Source organism: Gammaproteobacteria bacterium (ex Lamellibrachia satsuma) (assembly GCA_019623805.1).
In the GTDB taxonomy this organism is placed as follows: Bacteria; Pseudomonadota; Gammaproteobacteria; order Chromatiales; family Chromatiaceae; genus QGON01.
The window spans coordinates 1498629-1518442 of sequence record CP053680.1; the positions used below are offsets into that span (position 1 = coordinate 1498629).

Sequence of the window (19814 nt, forward strand, 5' to 3'; positions counted from 1 at the left end):
TCGCTTTGGTACCTCTGAAAGACTCTGTAATTGTCATCTCGACCATAGGGAGAGATCTCAAGCTGCAGAGTGCTTGCTCACTATCGGGGGTATGAGATTTCTCCCGATAGCCGAAATGACAGGTTTTCCTATTTGCTCAGAGGCTCCCAGGCACCCCAACCGCCACCACCCGGGGTTTCTATGGTCAGACGCTGTCCCTCTTTCACCTGCAGGCTGGCCTTGCCAGGCAGGGGCTCACCATCAAGCAGGTTGCGCCCGGACAGACCGGGACTGCCGCCATCGATGCCCCAGGGCCGGTGACGGCGGCGTTCTGTCAACAGGGATACATCTGTCGGGGTAAGGAACTCAAACTCTCTGATCAGACCATCACCACCGGCTCTTCGTCCTGCACCACCGGAACCCCGGCGTAGTGCATAGCGTATCACCCGCAACGGGAACCGATTCTCCACCACCTCGATAGGCGTGTTAAGGATATTCGTCATGTGGGTCTGCCGACCGCTCAGGCCACCCCCGGCACCACCCGCTCCCATTCCGCCTCCGATGGTTTCGTAATAGTCCCAGCGGTTTCCCGCCTGGTCGCTGCCCATGGCCAGGTTGTTCATGCTGCCGTGGCTGGCAGCGGGGATAGACGCAGGCAATACCTGCGCCAATGCCCCAAGCACTGCATCCACCACCCGGCTGCTGGTTTCCACATTGCCCGCAGCCACGGCAGCGGGACGTCGGGCATTGAGCAGCGAACCCTCAGGAGCCTGCAGTTGGATTGGCCGGAAGGTGCCGGCACAAGCTGGAGTTTGCGGCGGCATCAGGCAGCGAAAGACGTAATAGACCGCCGCTGCGGCCACAGAGAATGGGCAATTGATGTTGCCCGGTACTTGTTTGGCCGTTGCGCTGAAATCCACTACCACCCGCCCCTTTCGCACCGTCAATCCCACACATATCGGGATATCGAGGGTTCCCTGACCATCGTCATCCATCACATCCTCAAAGCGATATTCACCATCCGGCACTATCGAAATCGCCTCCAACGACAACATCTCGCCATAGGCATTGAGGGCAGTGAGACCGGATAGATAGGAGCCCCGCCCCCACTCATCGATCATCTGCTCAAGACGCAGCAGGCCGCAGCGGTTGGCGCTGATCTGGGCGGAAAAGTCCCCAGCCGACTCTCCTGGATTACGATTGTGACCCGACAGCCACTGCAGCTGTTCCCGATCCAGCATACCCTCCCGCATCAAGTGGCAGGGTGGTATGACCCTTCCCTCCTCCTCCAAACTGCTGGAGACCGGCATGGAGCCGGGAGCATTTGCGCCAATATCGGCATGATGCGCGCGATTCACCACAAATGCCGTCAATTCGTTCTCAATAAACAGGGGGGCGATAAGGGTGACATCCGGCAGATGGGTGCCACCGAGGAAAGGGTCGTTCAACACCACCATATCCCCCGGCCGCCAAGTAATACCGGAAACTATCCCCGCCATGGCGAAGGCCATGCTCCCAAGATGCACAGGGATATGGGCAGCCTGGGCAGAGAGTTCACCCTGCGCATCGAACACTGCACAGGAGAAGTCGAGCCGGTCACGAATATTGGGGGAGAATGCGGCATTGCGCAGCATCGCACCCATCTCATCGCAGACGGCCTCCAAGCGAGAGGCAAAGATATTGAGTTCAACCGGATCCATGGGTCCATTCTACCTGGAAAAGGGGTGCTTGCATCCGCGTCAAAGCACCGATAGAATAGCCTACTGTTTTACTAGGTTTTATATTTCGGGACGGCACTCAGAAATTGTCAGGCCGGCCCGGCAACAAAATACTGATGAATAAAGGAGCCTTGCAGCATGGCACATGAACTTCCCGCTCTCCCTTTCTCCGACACTGCCCTTGAGCCCGTAATCTCCAAGGAGACCCTGGAGTTCCACCACGGCAAACACCACCAGACCTACGTCACCAATCTGAACAATCTGGTGCCTGGCACGGAGTTTGAAAACGCCTCTCTCGAAGAGATCATCATGAAATCAGAAGGCGGCATCTTCAACAACGCCGCTCAGATCTGGAACCACACTTTCTATTGGAACTGCCTGCGCAGCCCCGCTGATGACAACGCACCCAGCGGCGCCCTGGCCGATGCCATCAACAGCACCTTTGGCTCCTTCGATGCATTCAAAGAGAAATTTGCCACTGCCGGCGCAACAAACTTCGGTTCCGGCTGGACTTGGCTGGTGCAGAACGAGGATGGCAGCCTGGAGATCTATAACACCTCCAACGCCGGCACCCCGATGACCGCTGGCAAGAAGGCCCTGCTCACCGCCGACGTCTGGGAGCACGCCTACTACATCGACTACCGCAACGCCCGCCCGGCCTATCTGGGCGCGTTCTGGAAGATCGTCAACTGGGATTCTGTTGCTTCCAACATGAGCTAAGAGTTCCCTGTAAGCCCTGGCCGTGAGATTACGGCCGGGGCATTTTTTTGCCCGCCGTTTTTTCGATCATCTGCAATCCCGTCTTCCGGCAGGCATCCAACAACTGCTCCACCGACCGATCATCATTCAAAGCTCGCGCCACCGCAACCCCGCCAATTATCAAGGCCGACAGCGCCAGTGCAGTCTCCCGCCTCGACCCGTTTTCACTCGGCAACTGCCTGCTGATCAGCGCCACCAAGCGACGAAAAACCTGAGTATAAGCGGAACGGACATCACCCTTCGTAAGCTCGCTGATTCTGATAGCAATATGGCTGCGACTATTGCTACAACTCGCAACCCTGTAGCTTGTTCTGGTGCGCCGTGCGCACCATGATTGCTTGAACCCAAAAATTTTATTTAGAAGCCCGTGTATTTCCCAGCTACGGCGATAACACTCACCGTCAGACCAAGAATGAGGTTGGTACCGATCAGCCTGCGAATCAGCGCCATCGCCGCACCTGCCTTGGGCAGCTCGCCAGCCTGTAGCGCCTCACTCATCCGACGATAGGGCACGGCATAGACAAAGACGAATATCGCTGCCATCAGGGCACCAACCACGGTCATGAACCAGACCGAGGTTTTTATCTCGCCATCAAATACAGAGAACAGTACCCAACTGCCGGTGACGAGGATCAGAACAACCGAGAGCCAGACCCAGGGAAAAAAACCGTCGAAAACCTTCAGCATTAGCGGCAACCGCTGCGGCGGCTCAAGCAGTTGCGCGACTGCGGGGCGCAATGCCATATGAGCAAAAAACATACCGCCCACCCATACGATGGCGGCGAGAAGATGCAGAGTCATGGCCAGGGACATTGTTTACTCCAACACTTAGTTCATTCAGGCCGGAGATTGTACCGCATCAAAATCCCTAATAACCCAGGAGAGATCGAGAGAGTGTTTTCAGTCCGCACTCTCACCCCTGGTTGGCATCCACCCCAGATATTTGAAAAGCAACGCCCTTGACAGTAAACTACGCGGTTTTCCGCCATCTTTTACGGCGAAAATCGATGCGAAGGCGTCCGCTCCAGGATGCCTTTTGCTTTTCTGGGAAACGGGATTGGCAATGTCAGACACACTGATGGCAACATACAGGCGGCTACCGGTGACCTTCGAGCGTGGCGAAGGGGCTTGGCTGTGGGACACAGAGGGAAAGCGCTATCTGGATGCCATCACCGGCATTGCGGTCTGCGGCCTGGGTCACGCCCATCCGGCAGTCAAAGCCGCTATCTGCGAGCAGGCGGGTACGCTGGTCCACACCTCCAACATCTACGGCATCCAGCAGCAGCAGATCCTGGGAGACAACCTGACTCGCCTCTCCGGTATGGACCGGGTCTTCTTCGCCAACTCCGGCGCAGAAGCCAATGAGGCAGCAATCAAGATCGCCCGGCTCTACAGCCACCGGAAAGGCATCAACAACCCCGCCATTCTGGTGATGGAGAACAGCTTCCACGGCCGCACCCTGGCCACTCTCTCCGCCACCGGAAACCGTAAGGTGCAGGCAGGCTTCGAACCCCTGGTGCAGGGATTCGTGCGCGTCCCCTTCGGCGACTTCGACGCAATCAAAGAGGTAGCGCAGAACGGCGCCAGTGTGGTTGCGATACTGGTGGAACCGGTACAGGGCGAAGGCGGCGTCAACATACCTCCCGCCGACTATCTGAACAACATCCGCACGCTCTGCGATGAGCAGGGCTGGCTGATGATGCTGGATGAGATCCAGACCGGCATGGGCCGCAGCGGCAGGATGTTCGCCCATCAGCACAATGGCATCCTGCCCGACGTCATGACTCTGGCCAAAGGGCTGGGCAATGGCGTACCGATCGGCGCCTGCCTCGCAAAAGGCGCGGCGGCCGAGGTTCTTGGCCCGGGCAGCCACGGCTCCACCTTTGGCGGAAACCCCCTCGCCTGCAGGGTGGGTAACGCGGTAATCGAAACCCTGGAGTCCGAAAACCTCGTGGCGCGTGCAGCCGCCCTGAGTGAACGGTTCCTGACGGGATTCCAGACGGCATTTCAGTCTAATAAGAGTGTCACCGACATTCGCGCCAGCGGCCTCCTGATCGGCATCGAACTGGATCGGCCCTGCACCGAACTCGTCAGTCAGGCTCTCAATGAGGGTCTGCTGATCAACGTTACCGCCGACAAGGTCATCCGGCTGCTGCCACCTCTGATACTGACAGATCAGGAAACAGATCAGATCATCAAAACAGTCGGCACACTGGTCGATAATTTTCTCAGCGCTTCATAACCCAAGTAACAACATCATGAACCAGACACAGCCCAGGCACTTCCTTGCCCTTACCGACCTCTCATCCAGCGAGTTGAATGGTTTGATCAAACGCGCCATCGAACTGAAAGCGTCGCAGCGCCGGGGAGAAATCCACGAAACCCTGAAGAATCGCACCCTGGGTATGATCTTCGATAAATCCTCCACCCGCACCCGCATCTCCTTTGAGACGGGCATGACCCAGCTTGGTGGCCATGCGCTGTTTCTCTCACCACGAGATACTCAACTGGGACGCGGTGAGCCTATCGAGGACAGCGCCCGGGTGATGTCGAGCATGGTGGATATCATCATGATCCGCACCTTCGACCATGAAAAAGTGGAGCACTTTGCCCAATGCTCCACGGCGCCGGTGATCAATGCCCTCACCGACCTGCTCCATCCCTGTCAGCTGCTGGCTGACATGCAGACCTATTTCGAGCACCGCGGCGATATTCGCGGCAAGACCGTGACCTGGGTCGGCGACGGCAACAACATGTGCCACTCTTACATGAAAGCCGCCATCCGTTTTGGCTTTAAACTCAACATTGCCTGTCCGGAAGGTTACGATCCCGATACGACCATCCTGGACACTGCCGGTGATTCAGCCAAGATCATCCGCGACCCCATGGCAGCCGCCGATGGTGCCGATCTCGTGGTCACCGACGTCTGGGCCAGCATGGGTCAGGAAGAGGAGCAGGCACTTCGTGAAAAGGCCTTCGCCGGCTATCAGGTCAACGATGCCTTGATGGCCAATGCAGACAAGGATGCACTCTTCATGCACTGTCTGCCCGCCCATCGCGGGGAGGAGGTCAGCGCCTCGGTAATCGACAGAAAGGACAGCGTGGTCTGGGACGAAGCAGAAAACCGTCTACACTCGCAGAAGGCACTACTGGAGTTTCTTCTTCTCAATTAAACCACTCTTCGGCTGCAAAACTGCGGCAGACTTTGAAGAATTGCCGACGGGAAACTGAAACAATCACCTCTCCGACCAAGCTGGACCCCCGTGATGAATAAGATGAAAGTCATACCGCTCTGCCTGCTTCTACTGCTATCCGGCGCCCTTCAGGCCGAGACCCGCTACGTTACCGACATCCTTAAGGTCACAATGCGTTCCGGAGAGAGTTCCTCCCACCGCATCCTGCGCATGCTCAACAGCGGAACCGCCGTCGAGGTACTGGAGAGCAACAGCGAGTCCGGCTACTCCAAGATACGCACCAGCGGCGGCCAAATCGGTTATATCCTGAATCGGCAGCTGATGGTCAAACCCAGCGCCCGCAGCCAGTTAACCTCAATGGAGCAGCGGTTGCAGGAGCTTCAGGAAGCGCCGGGGAAACTCAGCAGCAAACTGGCGGACCTGCAGCAGCAACACAAGGCGCTGCAAGCAGCCCACAAAGAACTCATGCAGATCAAGAAAAAATTGGATTCCAATCTGCAGAACATTCAGCGCACCGCATCCAGTGCTATCCGCATCTCCAATGAACGCAACGAACTGCGCACACAGGTCAAGGAGTTGACCCGCCAGGTCGGAGAGCTGAAACAGGAGAACCAGGATCTGAGCAACAAGGCCACCCGCGACTGGTTTCTTATCGGGGCAGGCGTCATCATCGCTGGCATCCTCATCGGCCTGATTCTGCCGCATCTGCGCTTTCAGCGGCGCCGCAATGAGTGGGGCTCACTCTAAAATGGCGGCTGTCCGGAAGCCCCTGTCTAACCACAAAGAACACGAAGTGCATGAAGAAGATTTAGTGCCAATCAATCTTTTACCTTCGTGTTCTTCGTGCACTTCGTGGTTAAAGTAGTGTTTATTGACAGGCGCTGGCTCCGCTCCTGCTACAACGCTAAAGCACCACTACCCGTCGATAATTTGTTGCAGACGTTCATTCAACTGCTGTGATGTCTGCCTTGCCGGAGCTATCACCGGATAGGGCGTAATCACTGCACGGCTCCGCAACACCACCCCGGAAAACACATGCCCCTGCCCCCTGACTCCGGTGATGCGCAACGGAACCAGGGGAGCGCCGGTAAATGCAGCAAGCCGTGAAGCTCCCGCCTTGAGCCGACGGGGTGGATCTGTGTCCAGGTGGATCTTTCCGTGGGGGAAAATCGCCACCACCTCGCCATCGCGCAGCGCCCGAAACGCGGCTCGTAGAGCCTTCTCCGGAGATCTTTCCCGATCAACCGGGATACATCCGGCAGCCCTGAACAACCACTTCAAGCCAAAACGTTCGTACTGCTCCCGAGCGATCATGAAACGTACCGGGCGGCGGCAGCAACTGACCAGCAACAACGGATCGAGCCCGGAGATATGGTTGGAGACGATGATTGCAGGACCCTGCTCAGGAAGATCCAGCCTCACCGGCTGCAGGCGATGGTATCCACGGCAAAAGAGCCTGCTCAAACCATCGATACGGTTAGCCCAACCATGTCCCCAGTCGACTTCATTCGCCCGCAGAGAGACCCGGTTCAGCCGGTTTAATCCATAGACGACGACCGCAACAAGACAGAATAAGAGCAGCGGCCAGGTCTCCATCATCTACTTCTTTTTCTTGCCGCCTTTCTGATAAACCTTGCGCTGAAACAGATCGGTTCGGCGGCTTACCAGACGGTCGACGAAGAGCACACCATCGAGATGATCCACCTCATGCTGCAGGGCACGGGCCTCATACCCCTCCATCTCGTACTCGCGGGACTCGCCAAACTTATCCTGTGCAGTGAGCTTGATCCGCTCGGCCCGAATCACGTTACCGGTATAATCCGGCACCGACAGGCACCCTTCACGTCCCAACTCAAAACCATCCCACTCGGTGATCTCCGGATTGACCAGGATCAGATGTCCGTGATTGGCAACCGGCTTCCGTGTGTGGGAACAGTCGACGATGATGATGCGCTGATGGTAGCCTAGCTGGGGCGCCGCAATGCCCACCGCGGCAGGGCCGTGCCGGCGGGTCTCTTCCAAGTCATCGATGAAGGCATGCAACTTTTCGTCGAACCGCTCAACCGGCTCTGACACCTGTTTCAAACGGGCATCCGGCAGCTTCAGAATCTCCAGTATCGCCATAGGGTCAGCCGATCAGGGTTTCGATGGGCGAAATATTGAGTTCGATCTCTTCACCACCCAGTCCGTCCAGCGCCGACTGCAGCCTTTCGAGCGTCTCTTCAGAGTAACCCTGAATCGTCATGATGTAGACCGGCTGCTCAGCGCTTCCCGCCACATCGGACTCCAGCTCCAGGACATTAAAACCGCTCTCCGCCAAGGCTCCGGTCACCCCGGCTACGATCCCGGCGCGATCGGCGCCCACCACCCGCACCTGGAAATTGGGCACCCGGTGTTGGTGCAGCTCTCCACGGATGGGATCGATATGAACCTGCAACTGCAACTCATCCGCCACCCGGGCAATCAGGGTTTCCAGGGGCTGATCCCCTGCCGACACCATCATCATGATGGTAAAATTCCCCCCCAGTCGCATCATCGAAGTCTCGCCCAGTGAGCATCCGCCCTGGTAGAGCGCATCCGTCACACGGGAGACTATCCCCAGCCGGTCTTCGCCGACCAGCGTCATCATCTGCCAATCCATCAGGATCTTTCCTCTCTTGTCAGTCTGGATCAATCCAGATCAATGAAGCCAAACGGCCTGTCGTCCCATCCCGTCGATAGGAGAAAAAGCGTTTCGGGTCGCTAACTGTACAGTATTGCCCACCTCCCACGAAACCGACAGAACACTGCGCCAGACGCTGCCGGGCCAGGAGATAGATATCCGCCAGCCAGTGATCACCGGAGACCGGACGAAACGCGACTTCAGCCTCAGGATTCTGATCGACGAATCTCTTGCGCACCTCCTCACCCACCTCGAATCTTTCCGGCCCGATTGCCGGACCCAGCCAGGCAAGCACTTCGTCCCCTGGACAATCCAACCGCCGCAACGCCGCCTCGATCACACCTCCCGCCAAACCACGCCAGCCGGCATGAACAGCGCATACCCGCGTTCCCAAGCGGTCACAGAGTAGTAGAGGCAGGCAGTCGGCTGTGAGTACGGCACAGATCTGTCCGGGCATCCTGGCGTATATTGCGTCCGCCTCACACCCGGCAGATGCCTGCTCACGGTCAACCACCTCACAGCCATGTACCTGCTGCAGCCAAAGCGGTTCCCCAGGAAGTTTCAATGCGGACTGCAAGAGCGCCCGATTTTGCGTGACAGCCACCGGGTCATCCCCGACATGTGCACCAAGATTCAGGCTTGAATATTGACCTCGGCTAACTCCGGCGATACGGGTGGTCATCGCCGCCTTCACCCGGCTCGGTGCGGGCCAATCGGGGTGGATGATATTCATAAAGCCGCGCTGTCTCTCTCCAATTCATCCAGCAACTGCTGCATATCTTCCGGCAAGGTTGCCTCCCAGGCCATCTCCTCGCCGCTGACCGGATGTATCAGCCCCAGCCGCCGCGCGTGCAACGCCTGATGCCTGAAGGATTGCAATACCGCCACCAAGCCAGGAGAAGCACCGGCTGGCAGACGCAGCCTGCCGCCATAGTCAGGATCACCCAATAGCGGGTGGTGAATATGGGCCATGTGCACACGAATCTGGTGGGTACGCCCAGTCTCCAGATTGATTCGAAGCAGCGTGTGAGCCCGATAATGTGCCTCCACCCGATAGTGGGTCACCGCCGTCTTACCCGAGGGATGTACCGCCATGCGGGTGCGGTGGACAGGATGACGGCCGATGGGTGCATCCACCTTGCCCCCTGCGGTCATCACACCCTGGGCTATCGCCACATACTCCCGCTTGACGCTTCTCGCCTGCAGCTGTCCCACCAAGGAGGTCTGCGCCTGCAGCGTCTTCGCCACTGCCAAGAGGCCACTGGTCGCTTTGTCAAGACGATGCACTATGCCGGCCCGGGGTATCTGGTTCAGGTCTGGATGGTGGTACAGCAGGGCGTTCAGCAACGTCCCGTCGGGATTGCCCGCTGCCGGATGCACAACCATGTCCACTGGTTTGTTGACAACCAGCAGACTCTCGTCCTCGAAGAGGATCTCCAGCGGGATCGCCTGGGGCCGGGAGACCACCTCCGTCTCCAACACCGGTTCCAACGACACCTGCTCACCGCTCCAGACCTTGTCTTTACTGCGACAGGGTTTCCCATCCAGCAGCACCCGTCCATCCTTGATCCAACGCTGCAGACGGCTGCGCGAATAGTCGGAAAACAGCGATGCCACCACCTGGTCCAGCCGCTTGCCCGCCTGATCTGCACCGACTTGCGCAATCAGCCGCTCCGCCGCCTCTCCCGTCCTCGCGTTGTCAGACTTGGCCATGCGTTGCCCCACGCTTTCCGCTATACTGCCGGGATTTCAAATGTCCCAATTTACCGATTCCCGATAGATGCATACTTTTCGTTTTCTCTGGATTCTTACTTTCCTGTTCACTTCCGGATGCTCTCTGCTGCCCGAGCAGATCGACCAGACCAAGGACTGGAGCGCAAGCCAGTTCTACTCTGAAGCCAAGGAGGCGATGAGGGACTCGGACTATGATCAGGCAATCAAATATTACGAAGGGCTGGAAGCCCGCTTCCCGTTTGGTCGTTTCGCCACTCAATCACAGCTCGACATCATCTACGCCTATTACAAAAACAATGAGCCGGATTCCGTTACCGCAGCAGCCGACCGGTTTATCAAACTGCACCCCCAGAACCCTTACGTGGATTACGCCTACTACCTGAAAGGCCTGACAAACTATAACCGCGACCACAGTTTCACCAGCCGATTTATACCGTCCGATCCATCACAGCGGGATCCGGGGGCAGCGCTGGAGTCATTCAAGGATTTCGAGCAACTCCTGCTACTCTACCCGGGCAGCAAGTACGCCGATGATGCCCGCCAGCGTATGCGCTATCTTCGCAACAACCTTGCCAAATACCAGATACACGTCGCCAGATACTATATGAAACGGGATGCCTATCTGGCCGCAGCCAACCGGGCCAACCGCGTAGTAGCCAACTTCCAACGCAGCACTGCGGTTCAGGAGGCACTGGAGATCATGGTTGAGGCTTATACCCGGCTGGAGATGGAAGATCTGGCAAACGACGCCAAGCGAGTCCTGACGATCAACCAACAGAAGGGTACTTTTGACGCACCCGGCCAAGACGACCACGAAAGCCTGACCGAAACGATCTGGAACTTCTTCGAACTGGATAAAAACTAACCGTTTTCAGGAAGAGGCCCCCGTGCCTCTTCCGGTTGAAAACGATAAAATTCAGATCGCCGCTTCGTCCTCTTCACCGGTACGAATCCGGATTACACGCTCGACCGGCGAGACAAATATCTTGCCGTCACCGATCTTGCCGGTACGGGCTGCGTTGGTGATCGCCTCGACGCACTCCGCCAGCTGATCCGCTGCAATTACCACCTCGATCTTCACTTTGGGCAGAAAATCCACCACATACTCCGCCCCACGGTAGAGCTCTGTATGTCCCTTCTGACGCCCGAAGCCCTTGACCTCTGTGGTTGTCATACCGGTTATGCCAACATTGGAAAGCGCCTCGCGGACATCCTCCATCTTGAAGGGTTTGATAATTGCTTCTACTTTTTTCATCTCTTTTCTGCTCCCTCTGAGCTGTAGTCCGCCGCCTGTGTGCAGCATCAAGACACCACTATCTTAGCGACTTTTCCCACTGGAATGTAGATAGAACCCGTTCCGAAACCTGCATTCCACTTTTATCGCTTCGGGATGGATGCTGGACATAGGCTTAAACCACTCAACTCCCGGTCAGGGGATAGCGCCGGTCCCGACCAAAGGCCCGGCGGGTAATCTTAACCCCCGGCGGAGCCTGGCGCCGCTTATATTCATTACGGTTTACCAGTCTCACCACACGATCTACGGTCTCTGCGTCAAAGCCGGCGGCAATAATCTCCCCGGGACTCTGATCCCGCTCCACATAGCGCTCCAGGATCGAATCCAGCACATCGTAGGACGGCAGGGAGTCACTGTCTTTCTGATCCGGCGCCAACTCAGCGGATGGCGGTCGATCTATCACCCTTTGAGGTATCACCTGGGAGAGGGTGTTGCGATATTCGCAAAGCCGGTAGACCAGCGTCTTGGGCACATCCTTGATCGGGGCGAATCCACCTGCCATATCACCATAAAGCGTGGCGTAACCCACCGCCATTTCGCTTTTATTGCCGGTGGTAAGCAGAATGCGTCCTTTCTTGTTGCTGATCGCCATCAGAATAATGCCGCGGCAACGCGCCTGGATATTCTCTTCGGTCACATCCGTCGAACAATCCGAGAAGGTTTCAGATAGCATGTCGACAAAGGCATTGAAGGCCGGTGCGATCGGAATGGAACGGTGTTCGACTCCCAGAATCTCCGCTTCCTCCACCGCGTCCTCATTGCTCATCTGCGCAGTATAGCGGGAGGGCATCATCACTACCTCGACCTGATCGCCCCCCAATGCGTCGACCGCCACCGCCAGGGTGAGCGCGGAATCGATTCCGCCGGAGAGTCCGAGAATGGCACCATTAAAGCCGTTCTTCAAAGCATAGTCACGAGTGCCCAGCACCAACGCCCGATAGACCGCTTCCGCCTCATCCGGAATCCTGGACACATCAGCCGCCACCGGTTCGGGGCGGGCACCGATACGCCACTCACTGAGAACCTCAGCCTCCTCAAAAAAGGGCAGCCGCTGAGTCAGGTTCCCCTGGGCGTCCACCACAAAGGAGCCACCGTCGAACACCAGTTCATCCTGCCCTCCTACCAGATTCGCATAGATGATCGGGACCACGTTTTCCCGTGCCTGCTGCTGTATCAACGCCTCCCGCTCCGGCGCCTTTCCGGTATGGTAGGGCGAGGCATTCAGGTTCAGCATCAGTTGCGCACCGGCTTCGCAGGCTTGGGCAATAGGGGCTGATTCCCAGACGTCCTCACAGACCGTAAGACCAATCTTGATACCATTGACGCTGAAGAGTCCGCTCTCACAACCCGAGGAAAAATAGCGCCTCTCATCAAACACACTGTAGTTTGGCAGCTGTTGCTTGCGATATTCGACGACCACTTTCCCATCGCGCAGTACCCCCGCCACGTTATAGAGGGCGCCGTCAGCGCGTTTTGGATAACCCAGCACCAGGCAGATACCACTGACCTCTCTGCGAATCCGTTCAACCGCAACCTCCACCCGGTCGATAAAATCCGGCCGCAGCAGCAGGTCTTCCGGCGGGTAACCGGTCAAACTCAACTCTGGAAAGACAATCACATCCGCCTGATCACGGGCCTTTTGCGCCACATCGATGGCGCGCTGGGCATTGCCCTCGATATCCCCCACCAGCAGATTGTGCTGGGCAATCAGAATACGCAGATTCACAAGATCCTCGATCAGCTTAAACTTTAAGATTGATGGTATTATTCCAAAAACCACCCGCGGACTAAATAACTCATATGGGATTTCGTTACTTACTTCTGGCTGCTGCGATCTGGGTAGGCTACCTGATTGTCCGCCATCTGCTGCGCCAACGCCTGACAAAACCCAAGACCACATCCTCACAAAAGTCGGTCAACAGCGTGCAGTGCAAATACTGCGGGTTACATCTGCCGAAAGAGGAGGCCATCAGGGACGGGGAAGACCACTTCTGCAACGCCGAACACCGGGATGCGGCCCGGAAACAGAAATAGTTAGGAGAACGAATTCCATGCAAGGATGGTTTGAGTCTCTGCTCGATACACTGCAACCCGATCCCGTCGACGCAGACGCAAAAAACCTCCAGACCTGGAATGCCCTGCGCCTGTTCCTGCTCTACCGGCTTACCCTCTCGCTCTCCCTGCCATTCTTCTTTTTTACCGGCACAGGCCCCGGCTTTCTGGGACAGTTTGCGCCGGAGTTGTTCGCCTTTGTTGCCACCATCTATCTGGGCCTGGTGCTGGCCAGCGGCATCTTCTGGTACTGGCGCTCTCCTGAGGTGGAGCAGCAGGCCCACATGATGATCTTCATCGATATCCTGGCGATCGCCCTGCTAATGCACGCCAGCGGCGGACTGGAGAGTGGACTGGGCATGCTGATCGCCATCTCCATAACCGGCGGCGCCGTGATGACAGGGGGCCGGGCCGCACTGCTGTTTGCCTCTCTTGCATCGCTGCTGGTGATAGCGGAACAGATCTATGCCGAATTCACCGGCAGTTTTCCCGCCCTTTTTACCCAAGCCGGATTCCTTGGCGCGGTCTTCTTCGCCTTGGCGCTGCTCACCCATGTTCTCTCCAAACGCGCCAGAGAAAGTGAAGAACTGGCCCACCATCGCGCCCACGACCTGGAAAATATGGCCCGTCTCAACGACTACGTCATCCAGCATATGCAAACCGGCGTATTGGTGATCGACGACCAGGGAAAGATTCTGCTGATGAACGAACCCGCCTGGCGGCTGCTCGGCATGCCCGATGCCCAACCCGGCAACAGCCTGGGAGCCGCTTCCCCTGAACTGGCTGAGATGCTGGTGGAGTGGAAACGCACCCGCCGTTGCGACTGCCCCCCGTTTCGCGCCATTCCAAGGGGGAAGGAGCTGAGACCCCGTTTCAATGCACTCGGCAGAGGCAATCTGGGTGGTGTTCTGGTGTTTCTGGAGGACACATCCCGGGTTCTACTCGAGGCGCAGCATCTCAAACTCGCTTCCCTGGGCCGGCTCACCGCCAGCATTGCGCATGAAATCCGCAACCCTCTCGGGGCCATCAGCCACGCCAATCAGCTATTCAGCGAGTCACCCAATCTGGATAAAGCCGACCAGCGCCTGATCGAGATCATCAAGGTCAACTCCGGGCGGGTCAATCAGGTGATCGAAAACGTTCTGCAACTCTCCCGGCACAAACCTGGAGAGTGGGCCAAATTCAATCTGCATAGCTGGTTCGAGGAGATCATAGCGGAGCTGGTCAGAAATCAGGGGTTCGGCAGTGATATATTCAGTCTGCAGATAGAGCCGCAAGAGACCCAGATCCAGGCCGACCCGGAGCAGCTGCGACAGATTGTTACCAACCTCTGCAATAATGCCCTGCAGCACTCGCAAGAACGCGTTGCACTGAAGGTCACCATCGTCGGGGGGCGGGTACCGGAACTGGATACTCCCTTTGTGGATATTATCGACAACGGTCCGGGCATTCCTCCGGATGTGGCGAAGCAGATATTCGAACCCTTCTACACCACCCACAACAGCGGCACCGGACTGGGACTTTACATCGCAAGGGAGTTGAGCGAGAACAACCAGATTCGTCTGGAGTATATTCCAGGCCCCACCGGGGGCAGCTGCTTCCGTCTTATATTCGACAACTCGGCCGAAGAGGTCACCCAGGCATGACTCAACCATTGGCGCTGATAGTGGATGACGAACCCGACATCTGCGAACTGCTGGAGATAACCCTGATGCGCATGGGCATAGATACTCGCTCCGCCCTCACCCTGGGAGACGCTCGCGAACTGCTGACGAAAAACACCTTCGACCTTTGCCTTAGCGACATGCGGCTGCCGGACGGGAACGGCATCGAGCTGGTCCGACACATCAGTGAAACCTATCCGCAGACGCCCGTTGCCATGATTACCGCCCACGGCAACATGGAATCAGCGGTGGAGGCCCTCAAAACGGGAGCCTTCGATTTCGTCTCCAAGCCGGTGGATCTGGAAGTACTGCGCAAACTGGTGGAAAAGGCACTCAACCTAAAGCGGCCCGATCCTGTACCAGCGAAAGAGAGTGCCGGCAAGGTCACCTCAGCCAGCCCTCTGCTGGGCACATCCAAGGCAATGGACCGCATCCGCCAATTGATCGCCAAACTGGCCCGCAGCCAGGCACCTGTATACATCAGCGGAGAGTCGGGAACCGGCAAGGAGCTGGCAGCCCGCCAGATCCACGCCCAGGGACCGAGGTCAGAACAGAATTTCGTGGCCGTCAACTGCGGCGCCATTCCCCGTGAACTGATGGAGAGCGAACTGTTCGGCCATGTCAAAGGGAGTTTCACCGGCGCCACAACTGATCATGAAGGGCTGTTTCACATAGCGGACGGTGGCACCCTCTTTCTCGATGAAGTGGCCGACCTGCCGCTTTCAATGCAGGTCAAACTATTGCGCGCCATACAGGAGAAACGGGTACGCCCCGTTGGTGGACACCGGGAGATCCCGGTGGATATCCGTATCATCAGCGCCACCCACAAGGATCTGGCCGAACGGGTGAAGCAAGGTGAATTCCGCCAGGATCTCTTCTACCGCATCAATGTCATCGAACTGACCATCCCACCACTACGCGAACGCTCAGGAGATATCCCGCTACTGGCGGATAAGATCCTCGAACGACTCGGCGGCAAAGACATAAAGCCCAAACTACTCGACAACGCCCTCGACAGGCTCAAGGCCTACCCATTCCCCGGCAATGTGCGGGAACTGGAGAACATTCTGGAACGGGCCACCACCCTGTGCGAAAACAACACATTGACGGCGAATGACCTGCTGCTGCCGGAAACACCGCTGGACCACAGCAACGCTAAATCAGACCAACCCCTGGGCGATATGCTCGGTGATATCGAACGCCAGGCGATTGTAAAGGCGCTGGAAGAGACACGCTGGAATCGCACCGCCGCAGCAAAGAGACTCGGCATGAGCCTGCGTTCCCTGCGGTATCGGCTGGAGAAGCTCGGGATTGAAAGCTGAAGTTTTCAGGATTCCAAAGTTTACTTCGGCCCGGAAACGCGTCAAACCCTATTTAACAATAATTTTGTAAACTCGCCCTGTCACCTGTCTTTAATCGTTTAACGCCTAAGATTAACTACAACACAATTCCTCGCCTATTCCCAATGTGACAAAAATTGTCACATTTTGACGCTCAGGGTACGGAGCGGCACAAATATTGCTAGCAATTTAATTCTTCCCGTCGTCAAAATCAGATAATAAATCGCCTGAAAAACAGCTTTTTTTCAATAAGTTAAACAGCCCTCTACGAAAACATGCTGTAGTTCCGGAGCGTATGGCACGAAGCCTGCGATATTCAGGGCAACCAATTCGATATTGTCGAATTCAAGTTTCAAACGCAGTGACCGATACAACGGGCACCAACCAAGCACATGAGGCACGAGACTAATGAAGAAACATCAATCAGGTTTTACCTTAATCGAGCTAATGATCGTTGTCGCGATCATCGCCATCCTGGCCGCCATTGCGATTCCGGCTTATAACGGTTACATCACTGAAGCGAACGTTACCCGCGTCAACACCGCGTTTGAAGAAGGCGTCAACGTCATCAAGTCAGAGATGGCAAAACGTCAGGCCGTTCTGGCCCGTGGCGGCGACTATCTTTACGACCTGGATGGCGCTGCAACTGGCGATATGGCAGCCTGGGTAGGCAATGTGCTGAATCCTGATGGCAACCAAGCACCCGGCGCAGCCACCAACATTTTTGCCGGTGCTGCAGTAGACGCTGATGGCATCATCGGCGTCGTTGTTGCAGGTGCCGGGGCCGCATTTACTGTAACCCTCGACCTGCCCGAGTACGACCCTGCCGGCGACAGCTCCGGCATACCTACTGGAAACGCCGTCACATATACTGTGGATGCTAACGGTAAAGTTACCAAAGGCGGCGGCGCCGGCACCTAATCGCTTGACCTGACATCTAGGCAAGCAATCACAGCGAGGGAGGAAGCGGCATCATGACCGCTTCCTCCTTTTTTGGTTTTTCTTCCAGAAGCCTTAAACCATAAACTGGGTGTGGCTCATTCGATGCAAACATGGGGCAGATATCATGAAACTCCGAATCTACAACAGCCGTGGTTTTACCCTGGTGGAACTGATGATCACCGTGGCCATCATCGCCATCATCTCCGCGTTTGCCTTCCCCGCCTATCAGGGTTACGTAGCAGAGGCCCGCATCGGCACCGTACGTATGAACACTGAACCCCTGCGACTGGCGCTAGAGGACTTCTTTCTTGATAACAACAGCTACGTTGCCGGCCAGTGGGATGCCGACGCAGCCGGGACGAGGACACTTGACGATGCAGGAAACCTCGGCTGGCGACCCGATGGCGACGGCGGCAGCTTTAACTATGTGGTGGCAGCGCCAGCAGCGCCCGGTACAATCGCCACCGGCTATAGCATGACCGTAACCGATACAAATGAAGCTGCCGCCACCATCACCTGCAACCGTGATCAGACCAACGGCACCTATGTCTGCAATTGATCCCTTGGGTGTTGCAGGCTATATTGCCTTAAGTAGATCAGCTGCTTGCAGACTGTTTTTGAAGCAACACATCCAAATGTGATTCGTTTCCCTGCAGCACCCGGCCCGATCCACTAGACCCGGCAGCAACATACCGGCACATGATAACCAGAGAGAGCAAGGCAGAGGCAGAAAGATTCCCCGTCGAATCGATCTCAGGACAGGATGGCTACCACCAAACCCAAAATGAATCTCAGCGGCATGGCCCGCGGTCTCATTCAGGACGATCTGATCTCTGAAGAGCGGGCGGAAGCGGCTTTTGCCGAGGCACTGAAACAGCGCACCCCTTTTGTCACCCATTTGGTCGAGAACCAACTGCTCAACAGCCTCGACATCGCCATCTCCGCCTCCCGCAGTTTCGGTGTGCCTATCTTCGACCTCGACGCGGTGGATATGGATGTCCTGCCACGGGATCTGGTGGATGAAAAGCTGATACGCGCCCACCATACGCTGCCGCTGTTCAAACGGGGCAACCGGCTCTTCCTGGCAGTCTCCGACCCGACCAACCATCAGGGTCTCGATGAGATTCGCTTCAACACCCGGCTATCATCCGAGGCGATCCTGGTTGAGGAGGACAAACTCACCCGCCTGATAGAGCAGGCGCTGGAGGCCCAGGACACCAGCATGGACGACCTGCTGGACACAGACCTCGACAACCTGGACATCAGCAGCGGCGAAGATGAACCCGCAGGTGATGGAGACCTGGATGTCGACGAAGCCCCGGTGGTGCGCTATGTCAACAAGATCCTTCTGGACGCCATCAATGCAGGCGCCTCTGATATTCATTTCGAGCCTTACGAATACAAATACCGGATACGCTACCGCCAGGACGGCCTGCTGCGGGAGGTCGCTTCGCCACCATCCAACCTGGCCAACCGCCTGACCAGCCGGGTCAAGGTCATGTCACGCATGGACATCTCGGAGCGCCGCATCCCCCAGGATGGGCGTATCAAGATGAAGCTGTCGAAGAACCGCTCCATCGACTTTCGCGTCAATACCTGCCCCACACTCTACGGAGAGAAGGTGGTACTGCGTATCCTCGACCCCACCAGCGCCCAGCTCGGCATCGAAGCATTGGGTTTTGAACCGGAACAACGCGAAGACTTTCTCAACGCCATCGGCAAACCCTACGGCATGATCCTGGTAACCGGGCCCACCGGCAGCGGCAAGACCGTCTCCCTCTATACGGCCCTGAACCTGCTCAACAAACCGGAGGTCAACATCTCCACCGTAGAGGATCCGGTGGAGATCCAGGTGGCAGGCATCAATCAGGTCAACCAGAACTCCAAGACCGGCCTCACCTTTGCGACGGCCCTGCGCGCCTTTCTGCGCCAAGATCCGGATATCATAATGGTGGGCGAGATACGCGACCTGGAGACTGCCGAGATCGCAGTCAAGGCTGCCCAGACCGGCCATCTGGTGCTCTCCACCCTGCACACAAACGACGCCCCCCAGACCCTTACCCGGCTGGCCAACATGGGCATCCCCCCCTTCAATATCGCCTCCTCGGTTCTACTCATCCTGGCCCAGCGGCTGGCTCGCCGGCTCTGCGACCACTGCAAGACACCGGACAGCCTTCCCACAGAGGCCATGCTGGAAGAGGGTTTCACCCAGAAAGAGATCGACGAGGGATTTACAATCTACAAACCCGTAGGATGTGATCTGTGTACCAGCGGCTATAAAGGACGCGTTGGTATATTTCAGGTTATGCCGGTTTCAGAAGACATGGGCAAACTGATCATGGAAGGGGGCACCTCCCTGCAACTGGCCGGCCTGGCCGGTAAGGAAGGGGTTGCCAACCTGCGCCAGTCCGGATTGCGCAAGGTCAGATCCGGCATTACCAGTCTCCACGAGATCAATCGGGTAACCAAGGACTAA

General features: G+C 57.0%; 21 protein-coding genes. 12 read left to right on the forward strand and 9 right to left on the reverse strand.

The annotated features are described in order from the left end of the window. Positions 1-128 precede the first annotated feature (128 nt). The gene (locus HPY30_06270; protein QYZ65628.1) at positions 129-1679 is read right to left on the reverse strand and encodes a hydantoinase B/oxoprolinase family protein; all 1551 of its coding nucleotides are present in this window, start codon (positions 1677-1679) and stop codon (positions 129-131) included. Between the two features lie 156 nt (positions 1680-1835). Between HPY30_06270 and HPY30_06275 the strand changes: the two genes are divergently transcribed. Beyond that, positions 1836-2417, forward strand: a complete 582-nt coding sequence (locus tag HPY30_06275) for a superoxide dismutase [Fe] (GenBank protein QYZ65629.1) — start codon at positions 1836-1838, stop codon at positions 2415-2417. Between the two features lie 47 nt (positions 2418-2464). Next, positions 2465-2671 (forward strand): hypothetical protein, encoded by a 207-nt coding sequence (locus HPY30_06280; protein ID QYZ65630.1) that lies wholly within the window; start codon positions 2465-2467, stop codon positions 2669-2671. A gap of 142 nt (positions 2672-2813) precedes the next feature. Here the strand turns inward: HPY30_06280 and HPY30_06285 are convergent, their stop codons facing one another. Beyond that, a complete protein-coding gene (locus HPY30_06285) occupies positions 2814-3269 on the reverse strand; it encodes a hypothetical protein (GenBank protein QYZ65631.1) in 456 nt (151 codons plus the stop codon). A 250-nt stretch (positions 3270-3519) separates the two neighbouring features. Between HPY30_06285 and HPY30_06290 the strand changes: the two genes are divergently transcribed. From HPY30_06290 to HPY30_06300, 3 genes are all read left to right on the forward strand, one after another. After that, complete coding sequence (locus tag HPY30_06290) at positions 3520-4698, forward strand: aspartate aminotransferase family protein (protein ID QYZ65632.1); 1179 nt, start codon at positions 3520-3522, stop codon at positions 4696-4698. A gap of 16 nt (positions 4699-4714) precedes the next feature. Further along, a complete protein-coding gene (gene argF / locus HPY30_06295; protein QYZ65633.1) occupies positions 4715-5629 on the forward strand; it encodes an ornithine carbamoyltransferase in 915 nt (304 codons plus the stop codon). Between the two features lie 93 nt (positions 5630-5722). Further along, positions 5723-6397, forward strand: a complete 675-nt coding sequence (locus HPY30_06300) for a TIGR04211 family SH3 domain-containing protein (GenBank protein ID QYZ65634.1) — start codon at positions 5723-5725, stop codon at positions 6395-6397. A gap of 168 nt (positions 6398-6565) precedes the next feature. On the opposite strand, the gene HPY30_06305 is transcribed toward HPY30_06300, so the two are convergent. Genes HPY30_06305 through rluD form a run of 5 tightly spaced genes read right to left on the reverse strand, consistent with a single transcriptional unit; the run spans position 6566 to position 10025 of the window. Further along, positions 6566-7249 carry a 1-acyl-sn-glycerol-3-phosphate acyltransferase gene (locus HPY30_06305; GenBank protein QYZ65635.1) on the reverse strand — a complete coding sequence of 228 codons (684 nt, stop codon included), beginning with the start codon at positions 7247-7249 and terminating at the stop codon, positions 6566-6568. Continuing rightward, entirely contained in the window at positions 7250-7774 is a 525-nt protein-coding gene (def, locus tag HPY30_06310; protein ID QYZ65636.1) for a peptide deformylase, read from the reverse strand. 4 nt (positions 7775-7778) lie between these two features. Then, positions 7779-8291, reverse strand: a complete 513-nt coding sequence (locus HPY30_06315) for an amino acid-binding protein (GenBank protein ID QYZ65637.1) — start codon at positions 8289-8291, stop codon at positions 7779-7781. 19 nt (positions 8292-8310) lie between these two features. Next, complete coding sequence (pgeF, locus tag HPY30_06320) at positions 8311-9045, reverse strand: peptidoglycan editing factor PgeF (GenBank protein QYZ65638.1); 735 nt, start codon at positions 9043-9045, stop codon at positions 8311-8313. Continuing rightward, on the reverse strand, positions 9042-10025 hold the full coding sequence (gene rluD, locus HPY30_06325) for a 23S rRNA pseudouridine(1911/1915/1917) synthase RluD (GenBank protein QYZ65639.1): 984 nt from the start codon (positions 10023-10025) through the stop codon (positions 9042-9044). The genes pgeF and rluD overlap by 4 nt, the downstream gene beginning before the upstream one ends. A gap of 67 nt (positions 10026-10092) precedes the next feature. Between rluD and HPY30_06330 the strand changes: the two genes are divergently transcribed. Then, the gene (locus tag HPY30_06330; protein ID QYZ65640.1) at positions 10093-10911 is read left to right on the forward strand and encodes an outer membrane protein assembly factor BamD; all 819 of its coding nucleotides are present in this window, start codon (positions 10093-10095) and stop codon (positions 10909-10911) included. A 51-nt stretch (positions 10912-10962) separates the two neighbouring features. Here the strand turns inward: HPY30_06330 and HPY30_06335 are convergent, their stop codons facing one another. Both HPY30_06335 and HPY30_06340 read right to left on the reverse strand, forming a co-directional pair. Next, complete coding sequence (locus HPY30_06335; GenBank protein QYZ65641.1) at positions 10963-11301, reverse strand: P-II family nitrogen regulator; 339 nt, start codon at positions 11299-11301, stop codon at positions 10963-10965. 163 nt (positions 11302-11464) lie between these two features. Continuing rightward, complete coding sequence (locus HPY30_06340) at positions 11465-13240, reverse strand: NAD+ synthase (GenBank protein QYZ65642.1); 1776 nt, start codon at positions 13238-13240, stop codon at positions 11465-11467. On the opposite strand from HPY30_06340, the gene HPY30_06345 reads away from it, so the two are divergent. From HPY30_06345 to pilB, 6 genes are all read left to right on the forward strand, one after another. Further along, complete coding sequence (locus tag HPY30_06345; protein ID QYZ65643.1) at positions 13141-13374, forward strand: hypothetical protein; 234 nt, start codon at positions 13141-13143, stop codon at positions 13372-13374. The genes HPY30_06340 and HPY30_06345 overlap by 100 nt on opposite strands. Before the next feature lie 17 nt (positions 13375-13391). Beyond that, positions 13392-15038 (forward strand): PAS domain-containing protein, encoded by a 1647-nt coding sequence (locus HPY30_06350; protein ID QYZ65644.1) that lies wholly within the window; start codon positions 13392-13394, stop codon positions 15036-15038. Further along, entirely contained in the window at positions 15035-16378 is a 1344-nt protein-coding gene (locus HPY30_06355; protein ID QYZ65645.1) for a sigma-54-dependent Fis family transcriptional regulator, read from the forward strand. Before HPY30_06350 ends, HPY30_06355 begins: the two co-directional genes overlap by 4 nt. Positions 16379-16804: 426 nt before the next feature. Further along, on the forward strand, positions 16805-17317 hold the full coding sequence (locus tag HPY30_06360; GenBank protein ID QYZ65646.1) for a prepilin-type N-terminal cleavage/methylation domain-containing protein: 513 nt from the start codon (positions 16805-16807) through the stop codon (positions 17315-17317). Positions 17318-17462: 145 nt separating this feature from the next. Further along, complete coding sequence (locus tag HPY30_06365) at positions 17463-17897, forward strand: prepilin-type N-terminal cleavage/methylation domain-containing protein (protein QYZ65647.1); 435 nt, start codon at positions 17463-17465, stop codon at positions 17895-17897. A gap of 204 nt (positions 17898-18101) precedes the next feature. Then, positions 18102-19814: a type IV-A pilus assembly ATPase PilB gene (gene pilB / locus HPY30_06370; GenBank protein ID QYZ65648.1), complete on the forward strand. Its 1713-nt coding sequence runs from the start codon at positions 18102-18104 to the stop codon at positions 19812-19814.